We start from the raw sequence: 13,704 nt of genomic DNA on the forward strand, positions 1-13,704 counted from the left end.
TTGCGACCCGCTTCGACTGATAGTGAACTATTTGTCGGAGCGGGTTGTTTAATTCAGAATGGAATAAATTACCAATACGTATTAAGTAAATGATGGAGATGAAGTATAGACTATGGGCTTGTTTGTTGTTTTTGCCGATGGTCCTTTGGGCGTCCGGGCGTCCGAAAGTGGCTGTCGTACTCAGTGGGGGTGGCGCCAAAGGGACGGCGCATATCGGTGCTCTGAAAGTAATTGAAGAAGCGGGTATCCCTATAGATTATGTGGTGGGCACTAGTATGGGGGCCATTGTGGGCGGTTTGTATTCTATCGGATATACCCCGCAGCAATTGGACAGTATGGTGAATGCCCAGAACTGGAAATTCTTGCTCTCGGATGCCCCCAATCCTAAGGATGTGTTGCTGGATGACCGGTTGAAGTCGGAGCGCTATGTACTCTCCATTCCGTTTTCTTTGAAATCTGCCGCTGTTTCGGATGCGGGTATCATAAAAGGGAAGAACCTGGCACGTTTGTTCTCCACATTGACAGAAGGTTACCAGGATTCTGTGGATTTTAGCCGTCTGCCTATTCCGTTTGCCTGCGTGTCGGAAAATCTGGTGAATGGCAGCGAAGTAGTGTTCCATGAGGGAATACTGGCTACTGCCATGCGTTCCAGCATGTCCATTCCCGGTGTGTTTGCTCCGGTAGACCTGGATGGAATGGTGTTGGTGGACGGTGGAATGGTGAATAACTATCCGGTAGATGTGGCGCTTGCCATGGGGGCCGACTACATTATCGGGGTGGATGTGCAGAGTCCGCTGCTTAAGGCTTCCGAGCTGAAATCGGTGAAAGACATCTTCGGGCAAATCATCAATCTGCAAGGAGAGAAGAAATACCGTGAGAATCTGCGTAATACCGACGTGTTGATAAAGGTGGATGTCACCGGCTATTCGGCTGCAAGTTTCACCAAAGAGGCCATCGACACTTTGATGGTGCGGGGAGAGCGTGCTGCCATGGACAGTTGGGACGGACTGCTTGCCCTGAAACGGAAGCTGGGACTTGCAGAAGATTATCAGCCTCGCCGCCCGGGACCTTTCCGCTTGCCCGGCGCGGCTGTTGATAGGGAGATTCCCGTTGATTCCCAAATAGCCGCCCCTGCTGTGCGGGAGAACAAGCTGAATGTCGGTTTTCGCTTTGATACAGAAGAACTGGCGGCGTTGCAGGCAAATACGGACTTCTATTTCGGCCGGCAGCGCGAGTCGCTGGTCAGCCTTACTGCCCGTCTGGGCAAGCGTACACTGGCACGACTCGGATATAGTTACCAGTGGGACGGTGGATGGCAGGCGGGACTTGCCTATCAGTTCGACTATAAAGATATGAATATTTACAATGAAGGCAAACGGGCGCTGGATTTGACTTTTACACATCAACTGGTCCGTATGGGGGCGGCGAAGGACTGGAACAATATCCAGGTCAGTCTGGGCATTGACTTTGATTACTACCACTATCATGATTTGCTGTCGCTCGACCCGTTAGCTTCGGCACTGTTTGAAAATTCGTCCTTATTCAGTTACTTTGCCGGACTTGTGTTCAACAACTTGAATGAGAGGAGCGCCCCTACAAAAGGTATGTCGTGGGCGGTATCCTATCATCTCTATACGGATAACTTCTTCCAGTATAAGGACAACAATCCTATTTCTGTTTTCGATGCCCGTTGGCAGGGATGTTTCTCTCCCTCGAGTAAGTTCACTGTCACTCCTTCGTTTTATGGACGCGTATTGTCCGGAAGCGGTAATTATCCTTTTGCCATCATTAATATGGTGGGGGGAACCATACCGGGGCGCTATATGCCACAGCAGATACCGTTTACGGGCATCAACCGTGCGGAACTGTCACAAGCCGCACTGCTGGTTGCAGGGCTGAACCTCAGACAGCGTATCTTGAAAAACCAGTATATATCAGTGATGGGCAGTTATGGGCGAAACTCCGGGAAGTTTCATCAGATTCTTGACTCTTCCGAATCGGCTGATATGGCAGGGGTAGGCATCGGCTATATGTACAAGAGTTTTCTGGGACCAGTGGAGATACAGTTGAATTGGTCCAACCAGACGAAGAAAGTAGGGTGGTATGCTGGGTTCGGATTCGTATTCTAACGAGGATATATCAAAATATTACATGGATTTTATTTTTCAGACAAAAGAACAGAAGAACAAGAGAAAAATATGTTCTTTTGTTCTTCTGCCTAAAACTTACCCCCAATCTGTATGATTCTGCGGTGAGTTATGATACCTTCGTTATTTATTCAGCTTCCATTCGCTTCCGTCCTTACCGTCCTTAATCTCGAAACCGAGCGCGGTGAGTTCATTGCGGATTTTGTCGGATGTAGCCCAATCTTTGTTGGCTTTTGCCTTTGAACGCTCTTCCAATAGCATGTCCACTACCTTGCCGAAGGCAGCTTCACGCTCTTCGTTGGAGGCGTTGTCTTCTTGTAATCCTAAGATGTCGAAGCAGAAGAGGTGGAAGGTTTCCTTCAATTCTTTCAGGTCTTCGGCTGTGATGGAATCGTTTCCAGCTAGGATATTGTTTACCATCTTGGCGCCGTCGAAGAGGTGGGCGATGACAATCGGTGAGTTCAAGTCATCATTCATGGCTTCGTAACACTTGGCACGCAGGGATTTCACGTCTATGGTGGAGGTTGCAGCAGGGGTAATCTTGTCCAGTCCATGTACAGCATCCATCAGTCTTGCCAATCCCTTTTCGGCGGCTTGCAGAGCTTCGTTGCTGAAGTCTACCGTACTGCGGTAGTGGGCTTGCAGGGTGAAGAAGCGGATGGTCATTGGGCTGTAGGCTTGCTCCAGCATGGGGTGTGTGCCTTTGAAGAGCTCTTCCAATGTGATGAAGTTACCGTAAGACTTACCCATTTTCTGTCCGTTCACGGTCAGCATGTTGTTGTGCATCCAATAATGTACCATATCTTCCCCTTGGGAAGCTACGGATTGTGCAATCTCGCATTCGTGATGCGGGAAGATAAGGTCCATGCCGCCACCATGAATGTCGAAGTGCTCGCCCAAGTATTTCTTTCCCATGGCTGTACATTCGGCGTGCCAGCCGGGGAAGCCGTCGCTCCACGGGGAAGGCCAACGCATGATGTGTTCCGGTTGCGCACATTTCCAGAGGGCAAAGTCTGCGGGGTTGTGCTTCTCGCTCTGTCCGTCCAGTTCGCGGGTGGTGTTGAGAACATCATCCAGGTTGCGTCCGGAGAGCTTGCCGTAGTGATGGTCCTTATTGTATTTTTCTACATCGAAATAAACGGAACCTTCACTTTCGTAGGCATATCCGTTCTTCAATATCTCCTTTACAAGTTCTATCTGTTCGATGATGTGGCCGCTGGCATGTGGCTCGATACTGGGAGACAGCACATTCAATGTATCCATCGCCTTATGATAGCGGTTGATGTAGTACTGTGCCACTTCCATTGGTTCCAGTTGTTCCAGACGGGCTTTTTTCGCAATCTTGTCTTCACCTTCGTCGGCATCGTGCTCCAGATGGCCCACGTCGGTAATGTTGCGGACATAGCGCACCTTGTAGCCGATGTGCGTCAGGTAGCGGAACAGCAGGTCGAAAGTGATGGCAGGGCGTGCATGTCCCAAGTGCGGGTCACCGTACACGGTCGGTCCGCAGACATACATGCCTACATGCGGTGCATGCAGCGGTACGAACAGCTCTTTTTTTCTATTTAAAGTGTTGTAAATGGTCAGTTGATGTTCCATAACAGTTGATTATTAGTTCTTTTAGGAGTACAAAGGTATAATAAATCTGTGAAAATCTATAATGATATTCTGTTTTATAAGAGTAAATGCAACGGATTTCACCTTCGTTTATTACTTTTGTATCCATGAAGTCAGATAAACGTGTATTGCTTGGCATGAGTGGCGGCACGGATAGTTCCGTGGCCGCCATGAGGTTGCAGGAAGCCGGTTATGAGGTGACTGGCGTGACTTTCCGTTTCTATGAGGCAGGAGATGAGACCGGGTATTTGGAAGATGCACGGGCTCTGGCCCTGAAGCTGGGGATGAAACACATTACCTATGATGCACGCGAGCTTTTCCGTTCGCGTATTATCTGCTATTTTGTGGAAGAGTATCTAAGGGGGCGTACTCCCGTTCCTTGCACGGTCTGCAATAATGAGCTGAAGTGGGCGCTGTTGGCTAAAATAGCCGATGAAAAGGGGATTTATTGGATTTCTACCGGACATTATGTGCGTAAAGTCTTGTCCGGAGGAAAGTATTATATAGCTCCTGCTGCAGATAAGGACAAAGACCAGACTTTCTTTCTGTGGGGATTGAAGCAGGACATCCTGCAGCGTATGTTGCTTCCGATGGGAGATATTACGAAAAATGAGGCGCGCTCGTATGCGGCGGAGCGTGGTTTCGGGCAGGTGGCTGCGAAGAAAGACAGTATAGGTGTGTGCTTTTGCCCTTTGGATTACCGTTCCTTTTTAAAGCGTGAGGTTCCTGAAACACTATTACCCGGTAAAGGTAGATTCGTCGATGAAAAGGGGAATTTCTTAGGATGGCATGAGGGCTATCCGTTTTATACCGTAGGGCAACGTAGGGGCTTGGGTATCCATCTGAACAAGGCTGTTTTTGTGAAAGAGACAAGAGTGGAAAGCAATGAAGTCGTTTTAGCTCCGCTCTCTTCCCTCTACAGGCAGGAAATGTGGCTGGGAGACTGGAACCTGGTGGAGAATAGTCGTGTGCTGGGTGCAAACGAGGTTATTGTGAAGATACGCTACCGTAAGCAGGCAAACCGGTGCAGGGTGACTCTTACGGTGGAAGGTCTGTTACGTGTCCGTCTGATAGAGCCGCTGGAATCCATTGCACCCGGGCAGGCAGCGGCTTTCTATGATAAGGACGGATACTTGTTGGGCGGTGGAATTATTCTCTGAACCTTACATTCGTTTTATAGCTTCTCGAACAAAAGATAGTAAATGTTGTTAATTTTATGAGACGTCTTTTTATGAGAAACTTTTAAAACGAACTGTAATATGAAAAGGATATATATTGTAATGTTGTTTGCTGCTTTAGCAACCATAACTTATGCTCAGACGGATGATAAAGGTTATCAGGAGGGAGCTTGGGTATTGAAAGGAGTGACTGGTCTTAATATGTCACAGACTGCCATGGCCAACTGGTCGGCAGGAGGTGAAAATTCCATTGCTGGAAATGCCTACTTGAATGCATCACTGACACACAAGAAAGGAAACTGGCTCTGGGTCACCAACATGGTGCTGGACTATGGCTTGTCCAAAACCAAATCTCAGGGGATGAGGAAAAGTAGTGATAAAATAGGGCTTTCCACTCAGTTGGGATATTCTACCGACAACGTCTGGTTCTATACGCTGATGGGTGATTTGAATACCCAGTTTGCCAAAGGATATGACTATCCCGACAAAGAGCACCAGATTTCCAATTTCTTTGCTCCTGCCTATTCGAATATCGCTCTGGGTATGGAATGGAGGCCTAAAAGTAACTATTCTCTGCTGCTTTCACCCGTTTCCACCAAGATGACTTTCGTGACTGATGATTATCTCTCCGATTTGGGTGCCTTTGGTGTAGACCCGGGTGACCACTTCAAGATAGAGGGTGGCGCTTTTGTGAAAGCCCGTGCTGAATTGCCCGTGATGGAGAATGTGAATCTGATTACTACGGCTGATTTCTTTACTCCTTACAGCAAAGATTTTGGAAACATAGATGTGAATTGGGATGTACTTATCAGCATGAAAATCAATAAAGTATTGTCGGCTACCATCAATACAACTCTGAAGTATGACAATGATGTGAAAACGTTTGATGACAATGGAGTGAAGAAGGGCGCCAAGGTGCAGTTTAAGGAAGTGCTGGGAATTGGGCTGGCATATAATTTCTAATCCTTGAGGCTGATTGTTGAAATGAAAAAGTAAAGTCAAAACGTACTGACTGATTTGTAAAACGCGGATTACGCAGATTACATGGATTTATTAATTTATCCGCGTAATTTGCGTAATCCGCGCTTGATTTTTATGATATAGTAATTTACCGGTTTAGTTCCAGCATTTCCTCTATATACTCCCTCGTGTTGCTGAGCCGGGGCACCTTATGCTGTCCGCCGAGTTTCCCCTTGCTATCCAGCCAGTCATGGAAGAGGTTGGGGCGGGCAACGATGATTTCCAGCGGTTGCAGCGCCAGATTATTCTGCCTTTTAGCCTCGTAGTCGGAGTTCACCTCTTTCAGGGTATCGTCCAATACTTTGGCGAACTTCTCCAGGCTGTCCGGCATTTGTGCAAACTCTATCAGCCACTGGTGGCGGCATTTGGCATGCTTGTCCATAAACACGGGAGCAGCAGAGTAATCTACTACTTGTGCACCGGTCTCGGCACATGCCCTGGCAAGTCCTCTTTCCGCGTTATCCACAATCAGTTCTTCGCCGAACGCGTTGATAAAGTGCTTGGTACGTCCGGTGATGACGAACTTATAGGGGTTCTTCGATGTGAACTTCACCGTATCTCCAATCATATATCGCCACAAACCGGCAGAAGTGGAGATTACCATGGCGTAGTTTTTGTTCAGCTCCACCTCCTCGAGGCAGAAGGTACGCGGATTCTCCTTGCCTACATCTTCAAGCGGGATGAACTCGTAGAAGATACCGTAGTCAATCATCAGCAACATGGCAGGGTCGGCAGGGTCGTTCTGCGTGCCGAAGTAGCCTTCGGAGGCGTTATAAGTCTCTACATAATGCATCTTGCTGCTGCGGATCACGTCTTTGTATTGCTCGCGGTAGGGAGTGAAGGCAACGCCGCCGTGGAAGAATACCTCCAGGTTGGGCCATATCTCTTCGAGGCTCTGCTTTCCCGTCTTTTCCAGTATATGTTTGATGAGTACAAGCATCCAGGACGGTACACCGGAAAGGTTGCTTACATTTGCATGGATGGTTTCGCGGGCAATGGCCTCCATTTTGGGCTCGAAGTGCTCCATCAAGGCTGTCTGCTTGCTGGGTACGCGGACAAAGTTTACCAGTGGGTTGATATTTTCTATGAGGATGGCGGAGAGGTCGCCTACAAGACTGTGGTTGGTGTTCAGGTTGGGAGCGTGGCTGCCTCCAAGGATAAGCCCTTTACCGGAAAAGAAGCGACTTTCGGGATTCTGTCCCAGATAGATGGCAACGGCATCCCGGCCTCCCTTGTAATGCGTGTCGTGCAAGGACTCCCGGCTGACGGGCAGGAACTTGCTCTTGTCGTTGGTGGTACCCGATGATTTGGCAAACCAACGTATTTCCGAAGGCCAAAGCAGATTTTGCTCACCGGCACGCAGGCGGGTTACATAAGGTTTTACTTCTTCGTAAGTTTGTATGGGAAGGCGCTTCTTGAAATCTTCATAAGTACGGATAGAGGCATAGTCATGCTTCTTTCCCCATTCCGTGTTTGCCGCTGTCCGGACGAGGCGCTGCAGTACAAGCTGTTGCAATTCACCGGCATGGCTGGTGTATTGTTCGATTTCTTTCAGACGGGGAGCAAAATATACCTTATTCAGAAACTTTGTAATATTCATCGTTCTTTGTGAAATCTTATTTTAAACCGCAAAAATAATCTTATTTATCGGCATCTCTATCTTTTTTCTCTTTTTTTTCTATCTTTACGGACCTATAGAACAATAATTCAAACAAAAATATCATGAGAATAGGTATTTTGACTTCAGGAGGCGACTGTCCCGGCATCAACGCTACCATTCGCGGTGTATGCAAAACAGCTATCAACCATTATGGAATGGAGGTAATTGGCATTCACAGCGGTTTTCAGGGGCTGCTGACCAAGGATGTGGAGTCGTTTACCGAAAAGTCCTTATCTGGTTTGCTGAACTTGGGAGGTACGATGCTCGGTACTTCGCGCGAGAAGCCCTTTAAGAAGAACGGCGTGATGTCCGGCGTGGACAAACCGGCACTGATAGCGCGGAATATCGAAGAGATGGGGCTTGATTGTGTAGTCTGTATCGGCGGGAACGGTACGCAGAAGACAGCCGCCAAACTCTCTGCTATGGGGCTGAACATTGTGTCTGTACCTAAAACCATAGACAACGATATTTGGGGAACTGATTTCTCCTTCGGATTCGATTCTGCCGTCAGCATTGCTACGGATGCCATCGACCGGTTGCACAGCACGGCCAGCTCGCACAAACGGGTGATGGTGATTGAGGTGATGGGGCACAAGGCAGGTTGGATAGCCTTATACTCCGGTATGGCAGGCGGTGGTGACGTGATTCTGATTCCGGAGATTCCCTATAATATCCACCGTATCGGAGAAACGATTCTGAATCGGCTGAAGAAAGGAAAGCCTTACTCCATCGTGGTGGTAGCCGAAGGTATACAGACGGACGGGCGGAAGCGTGCCGCCGAGTATATCGCTCAGGAGATAGAGTATGAGACGGGTATCGAGACCCGTGAGACTGTGTTGGGTTATATTCAGCGAGGCGGCTCACCCACACCTTTTGACCGTAACCTTTCCACACGTATGGGCGGACATGCCACGGAACTGATTGCCAACGGGCAGTTCGGGCGGATGATTACCTTAAAGGGAAATGAAATAGCTTCTGCACCGCTGGAGGAGATTGCGGGCAAGTTGAAGCTGGTGACGGAAGACAATGACTTAGTTGTCCAGGGGCGCAGGATGGGAATCTGTTTCGGCTAATTTTTCTTGTGAGGATTCTTCAACAGCTTCTGCCATGGGATTTTCTTCTGTGGCGGTTTCTGTTGCATGGCTCCGCTCCTTGGCTGCCTGGACTTCCTCCTTGAAAGCGGCATCCTTAATTTTTTTCAATGCCATCTGTGCCGCATTTTGTTGCGACTCCTTCTTGGAATAACCGGTGCCGGTACCTGCCGATATCCCTTCGATGCGGACTTCGGTGTGGAACATCGGATTGTATTCTTCGTCGAGAAACTGCTCGATAAGCTCGAATGACACCTCCATTTTGTTCTTCTGGCTCCATTCGATGAGTTTTGACTTGAAGTTGACCTCTTTGCGAGACATCTTGTCGAGGTCGATATAGTTTTTGAAAATCTTCTCTTCCATGAACTGCTTGCAGCGGTCGTAGCCCTGGTCCAGATAAATGGCGCCGATGAAGGCTTCGAATGCATTGCCGTACATGTAGCTGTTGTGGGATGAGGAGCGGGTGGAGTATTTCACCAGTTTGTCCAGTCCGATTTCCACGGCCAGTTTGTTGAGTGTTTCCCGCTGTACAATTTTGGAACGGGTATTGGTAAGGAAACCTTCGCGGCGTCCTTCGAAATGGCGGTAGACAATATCTCCTACAATGGCGTCGAGGATAGCATCGCCCAAGAATTCCAGCCGTTCGTTGTTGATGGGACGTCCTTTTTCGGAGCGCATGGAGATGGATTTATGCAGCAAAGCCTGCTGATAGACCTTGATGTCACGTGGAAAGAAGCCGAGAATTCTGTAAAAACAAAAATAAGACTCTCTATCCTTGCGGAACAAGAGCCTTATTTTATCTATTTGGTTACGTAACACGACCTTATTATTCTGCGTATTTCTTGAAAATGACACACGCATTATGACCACCGAATCCAAAAGTATTGGACAAAGCTACGTTCACTTCGCGCTTTTGTGCTTTGTTGAACGTGAAGTTCAGGCCATAGTCGATGTTTTCGTCGTTATCACCCTCTTCGTGGTTGATGGTCGGAGGAACAATGCCATTCTTGATGGCGAGGATGCTTGCAATGGATTCTACCGCACCGGCAGCGCCCAGCAAGTGACCGGTCATGGATTTTGTCGAACTGATGTTCAACTCATACGCATGCTGTCCGAATACCTCTTTGATTGCTTTTGCTTCCGAAATATCACCTACGGGAGTAGATGTACCGTGAACATTGATATAATCTACTTCTTCGGGTTTCATTTCTGCATCTTCCAACGCATTCAGCATCACTAACTTGGCTCCCAAACCTTCGGGGTGAGAGGCTGTCAGGTGATGAGCGTCGGCAGACATTCCTACGCCGGCAACTTCCGCATAGATTTTGGCACCGCGTGCCTTGGCGTGTTCCAGTTCCTCGAGAACGAGACAACCGCCACCTTCACCCATGATGAATCCGTCACGGCTTGCGCTGAACGGACGGGATGCAGTTTCGGGAGAATCATTGCGGGTTGACAATGCATGCATGGCATTGAAACCACCTACACCGCAAGCGGCGATGGCAGCTTCCGAACCACCGGACACGATAACATTTGCCTTACCCAAACGGATGAGGTTAAACGCATCGGCAATGGCATTTGTGGAAGTGGCACATGCAGAACAAGTTGCGTAGTTGGGACCATGGAAACCATACATGATGGAAATTTGTCCGGCAGCAATGTCCGAAATCATCTTGGGGATGAAGAACGGATTGAATTTGGGGCCGTTTTCCTTACCGGTCAGGGCATAGTTGCCCGCCTCTTCTTCGAATGTACGGATGCCACCGATACCGGCGCCGAAGATGACACCGATTCTGTTTAAATCCTCATTTTCGACGTCAAGCCCAGAGTCACCTACCGCTTCTTTGGCTACTGCAATGGCATATTGTGTGTACAAGTCCATCTTGCGGGCCTCTTTGCGGTCTATATATTTGGTAGCATCGAAGCCTTTTACTTCGCATGCAAACTGAGTCTTGAAAAGCGATGCATCGAAATGAGTAATAGGTCCTGCTCCACTAACCCCATTCACAAGATTTTCCCAGAATTCGGGAACACTGTTGCCAATGGGAGTAATGGCGCCGAGACCTGTTACTACAACTCTTTTTAATTCCATGTTATAAACGAATGGATAAGATTACTTAGCGTGTTCTTCGATGTAAGATACAGCATCACCTACAGTACCAATCTTTTCAGCCTGGTCATCGGGAATAGAGATACCGAATTCCTTTTCGAATTCCATGATAAGTTCTACAGTGTCAAGAGAATCAGCTCCCAGGTCGTTAGTGAAGCTAGCTTCGTTAGTAACTTCTGATTCTTCTACGCCTAATTTATCGACGATAATCGCTTTCACTCTTGATGCAATTTCAGACATAACTTTAAGTTTTTAATTAATAATTAGTTTTATTTCTTTAAATTTGCGGTGCAAAGGAATGAATATTTATCATTCCTCGCAAATATTTGATGAATTAAATGCACCTTTTTGCACATTTTTCACGGTTTTGTGCAGTAATTGGAGGGATTATGGGAAAAAATATCGCAGTTTTAGCGTCGGGAAGTGGTACGAATGCCGAGAATATCATCCGTTATTTCCGGGAAAAAGGTTCGGCACGTGTGGCTCTGGTTTTGACTAACCGGCAGAATGCGTTTGTTTTAGAGCGTGCCAAGGGGCTGGGAGTGCCTTGTGTCTGGTTTGCCAAGAGCGATTGGGAAAGTGGAGAGCTTGTTTTGTCGACGCTTCGAGAGCATGATATTGATTTTGTGGTATTGGCAGGATTCCTGGCACGTGTGCCGGACAATATTCTGCATGCTTATCCCAATAAAATGATAAATATACATCCTTCGTTGCTGCCCAAGTTCGGTGGAAAGGGAATGTACGGCGACCGTGTGCACGAGGCAGTGATTGCTTCCGGCGAAAAGGAAAGCGGTATTACCATCCATTATACGAATGAGCATTATGACGAAGGCGGCATTATCTGCCAGCAGAAATGCCCCGTATTGCCGGGCGATACGCCGGAGGAGCTGGCGCAACGCATCCACCGGCTGGAGTATGAATACTATCCGAAGGTGATAGAGGAGTTGGTGGAAGGCCTCTCTCCCAGTTATTTATAGAATCGGTTAAGGGAGAGGATGGCCTCGTTCAGCTTACGGTTGTCTATCTTGTAGTTTTCCAGGGGATTCAATGCACTGTCGCTGATTTCTATATATCCGGAAGGGTGTTTTTCCAGAATAGTATGATTTTCTACGATAAAGGCATAATTGAGATTGTCGCCCACGATATGCCAGTTCCGTGGACAAGTATCGGTTATTAAATGCCCCATACTGTAATCGGAAGGCGGATTGGTTACACCCAGCACTTTATTCATTAGGGTTGGTGCAAAATCATAGTGCGTGGTACGGTGATGGTAGGTATGTGGCTGTTCTCCCGGTTCATATAATAGGAAGGGGATATGTGTTTGTACCGGTGAATAATTACTGCCGTGGCCCCAATAATTTTTATGATTCTCATTGAATTCTTGTCCATGGTCTCCGGTAATGATGACCAGGGTATTGTCTAGCAGTTTCTTTTCCTCAAGTTTGTGGAGGACGCATCCCACCAGTGAGTCGGCTTCCGCCACGCAGTTGTAGTAGAGGTTCAGGAAAGGAGTAGGGTCTATGTCGTTGTTCAGTTTCATATAGTCGGCGAACTCCCAGGACGGTTGGAAACGATAAAGCTTGTCCTTCGGCACTTCATATCCGTGTGCCAAATCATAGAAGAGAAAGGAAAAGAAAGGTTTTGTACCGCTGCCCAGCGTATCGAGTGCTTGCAGATAATCTGCTGTAATACGGCAGTCGCGGTCATAAACGGTTTTTCCTTCGGTATGGGTACGCAAGTCGGGTACCTTTGAGAAAAGTATTTTGGCAAATGGCGGGTTGACGATTGTAGCACTGGGATAAATACCTATCTGATAATTCTGCTTCAATAGTTCTTCTATGAGCAGGGGCTGTATGCCCGATACCTCAAAATCAGTCCAGTAGATGGATGAGAGACTGAAGAAAAGCCCGAAGATACTTCCACGTGTGCCATTGCTGCTGCTTAGATGGGAGGTGAATCTGCTGCAACTGTCGGCAAAGTGGCTGATATGAGGTGTAATGTCCTGGTTAAAGGCGCGGTAGTTCCATGAGTCTATGGCTATCAGCACTACATTCTTGGGGTTGGAATGGACTTCGTATTTCAAAGAATCTATCGGATAGTTGAGGTCAGCAGACTGCTTTTTGTTGTTGAAGTTCATTTTAATGACATCCTTGGATGAGACCACTCCTAACTTCATCATCAGGCGGGTTGCCGTAAGCGGGAAGTAATAGGGCAGGCAGGGGGCGCTGCGAATCACTGAAGTCTTTTGCGCTACGGCGGCATAGGCATGATAAAAGTTAGAGAATAGTGCAAACAAAATCAGAGTGGCAAGTATAGGACGGAAGCCACAGCGGTGAAAGCGGGTATAACAATGGCCTGCAAGTATTCTTAGCAAAGTATTGGCGGCAAATATACCCACTAATACTCCTGCAATCTTCAGATAAAGCCAGAAGCTGAATGTGAAAATCTCACTGTTGCCCTCTCCAACCAGGAGATTCAGTACAAAACCATTGATATGGAACTTGTAAAGACTGTACACACTGCCGTCTATGTAAGCAAGTATATTGAGTAATGATACAAGAATAATGTGTGTGATGGCGGCGGCTTGATGGCGCCGGACGGTAATGGCTACGATTAAGGATATGATGTAAGGAATAAGTGCCCACAAGGCGGCATGTGAGCAAGCGGCCGTTATATAAAACATCCAGCCTCCCACGTCCATCATGGCGAGCCGGGGACTGTGAATCAGATAAAACAGAAATTGTATGGCAATCGTCAGAGTTGAAATTGCATAAAAAATAAATCCTTCACTGAGTGATTTCTCTAACTGTATTTTTTGCATTGATATTGTAATGTTTTGCCTATAGTTTCCTCTGATTCGGCATTGATAGTAAAGGCGTGA

General features: G+C 47.6%; 11 protein-coding genes. 5 read left to right on the top strand and 6 right to left on the bottom strand.

What is annotated here, in order from left to right; translation table 11 throughout:
- Positions 1-98: 98 nt before the first annotated feature.
- Positions 99-2,129, top strand: a complete 2,031-nt coding sequence (locus tag DW896_RS14240) for a patatin-like phospholipase family protein (protein ID WP_034532708.1) — start codon at positions 99-101, stop codon at positions 2,127-2,129.
- Between the two features lie 141 nt (positions 2,130-2,270).
- Here the strand turns inward: DW896_RS14240 and cysS are convergent, their stop codons facing one another.
- Positions 2,271-3,746, bottom strand: a complete 1,476-nt coding sequence (gene cysS / locus DW896_RS14245; protein WP_098031929.1) for a cysteine--tRNA ligase — start codon at positions 3,744-3,746, stop codon at positions 2,271-2,273.
- A 125-nt stretch (positions 3,747-3,871) separates the two neighbouring features.
- On the opposite strand from cysS, the gene mnmA reads away from it, so the two are divergent.
- Together mnmA and DW896_RS14255 are read left to right on the top strand one after the other, a co-directional pair.
- The gene (mnmA, locus tag DW896_RS14250; RefSeq protein WP_117588605.1) at positions 3,872-4,924 is read left to right on the top strand and encodes a tRNA 2-thiouridine(34) synthase MnmA; all 1,053 of its coding nucleotides are present in this window, start codon (positions 3,872-3,874) and stop codon (positions 4,922-4,924) included.
- Positions 4,925-5,023: 99 nt separating this feature from the next.
- The gene (locus DW896_RS14255; protein WP_005825995.1) at positions 5,024-5,905 is read left to right on the top strand and encodes a DUF3078 domain-containing protein; all 882 of its coding nucleotides are present in this window, start codon (positions 5,024-5,026) and stop codon (positions 5,903-5,905) included.
- A gap of 145 nt (positions 5,906-6,050) precedes the next feature.
- Here the strand turns inward: DW896_RS14255 and DW896_RS14260 are convergent, their stop codons facing one another.
- On the bottom strand, positions 6,051-7,562 hold the full coding sequence (locus DW896_RS14260; RefSeq protein ID WP_005833815.1) for a GH3 auxin-responsive promoter family protein: 1,512 nt from the start codon (positions 7,560-7,562) through the stop codon (positions 6,051-6,053).
- 122 nt (positions 7,563-7,684) lie between these two features.
- Here DW896_RS14260 and DW896_RS14265 point away from each other — a divergent pair, with 122 nt between their 5' ends.
- Positions 7,685-8,695, top strand: coding sequence for an ATP-dependent 6-phosphofructokinase (locus DW896_RS14265; protein ID WP_005833813.1), 1,011 nt, complete (start codon positions 7,685-7,687; stop codon positions 8,693-8,695).
- On the opposite strand, the gene rnc is transcribed toward DW896_RS14265, so the two are convergent.
- From rnc to DW896_RS14280, 3 genes are read right to left on the bottom strand one after another with little or no spacing between them, the layout of a single operon-like run.
- Positions 8,654-9,532, bottom strand: coding sequence for a ribonuclease III (gene rnc, locus DW896_RS14270; protein WP_005833810.1), 879 nt, complete (start codon positions 9,530-9,532; stop codon positions 8,654-8,656). The two genes, DW896_RS14265 and rnc, sit on opposite strands and share 42 nt — an antisense overlap.
- Before the next feature lie 7 nt (positions 9,533-9,539).
- The gene (fabF, locus tag DW896_RS14275) at positions 9,540-10,805 is read right to left on the bottom strand and encodes a beta-ketoacyl-ACP synthase II (RefSeq protein WP_022401863.1); all 1,266 of its coding nucleotides are present in this window, start codon (positions 10,803-10,805) and stop codon (positions 9,540-9,542) included.
- Positions 10,806-10,826: 21 nt separating this feature from the next.
- Positions 10,827-11,063: an acyl carrier protein gene (locus DW896_RS14280; RefSeq protein WP_004291965.1), complete on the bottom strand. Its 237-nt coding sequence runs from the start codon at positions 11,061-11,063 to the stop codon at positions 10,827-10,829.
- A gap of 149 nt (positions 11,064-11,212) precedes the next feature.
- On the opposite strand from DW896_RS14280, the gene purN reads away from it, so the two are divergent.
- A complete protein-coding gene (purN, locus tag DW896_RS14285; RefSeq protein ID WP_016272085.1) occupies positions 11,213-11,800 on the top strand; it encodes a phosphoribosylglycinamide formyltransferase in 588 nt (195 codons plus the stop codon).
- Here the strand turns inward: purN and DW896_RS14290 are convergent.
- Positions 11,791-13,644, bottom strand: coding sequence for a sulfatase-like hydrolase/transferase (locus DW896_RS14290; protein ID WP_008662067.1), 1,854 nt, complete (start codon positions 13,642-13,644; stop codon positions 11,791-11,793). The genes purN and DW896_RS14290 overlap by 10 nt on opposite strands.
- Positions 13,645-13,704: the final 60 nt, after the last annotated feature.

Origin of the sequence: Bacteroides sp. AM41-16, from assembly GCF_003603495.1 — a bacterium.
GTDB classification, from domain to species: Bacteria; Bacteroidota; Bacteroidia; order Bacteroidales; family Bacteroidaceae; genus Bacteroides; species Bacteroides uniformis.

Bases quoted from the DNA above. Each gene is read 5' to 3' on its own strand.
- mnmA (WP_117588605.1), top strand. From the start codon at position 3,872: ATGAAGTCAGATAAACGTGTATTGCTTGGCATGAGTGGCGGCACGGAT.
- DW896_RS14260 (WP_005833815.1), bottom strand. From the start codon at position 7,562: ATGAATATTACAAAGTTTCTGAATAAGGTATATTTTGCTCCCCGTCTG.
- fabF (WP_022401863.1), bottom strand. From the start codon at position 10,805: ATGGAATTAAAAAGAGTTGTAGTAACAGGTCTCGGCGCCATTACTCCC.
- DW896_RS14265 (WP_005833813.1), top strand. From the start codon at position 7,685: ATGAGAATAGGTATTTTGACTTCAGGAGGCGACTGTCCCGGCATCAAC.
- purN (WP_016272085.1), top strand. From the start codon at position 11,213: ATGGGAAAAAATATCGCAGTTTTAGCGTCGGGAAGTGGTACGAATGCC.
- DW896_RS14240 (WP_034532708.1), top strand. From the start codon at position 99: ATGAAGTATAGACTATGGGCTTGTTTGTTGTTTTTGCCGATGGTCCTT.
- cysS (WP_098031929.1), bottom strand. From the start codon at position 3,746: ATGGAACATCAACTGACCATTTACAACACTTTAAATAGAAAAAAAGAG.
- DW896_RS14280 (WP_004291965.1), bottom strand. From the start codon at position 11,063: ATGTCTGAAATTGCATCAAGAGTGAAAGCGATTATCGTCGATAAATTA.
- DW896_RS14255 (WP_005825995.1), top strand. From the start codon at position 5,024: ATGAAAAGGATATATATTGTAATGTTGTTTGCTGCTTTAGCAACCATA.
- DW896_RS14290 (WP_008662067.1), bottom strand. From the start codon at position 13,644: ATGCAAAAAATACAGTTAGAGAAATCACTCAGTGAAGGATTTATTTTT.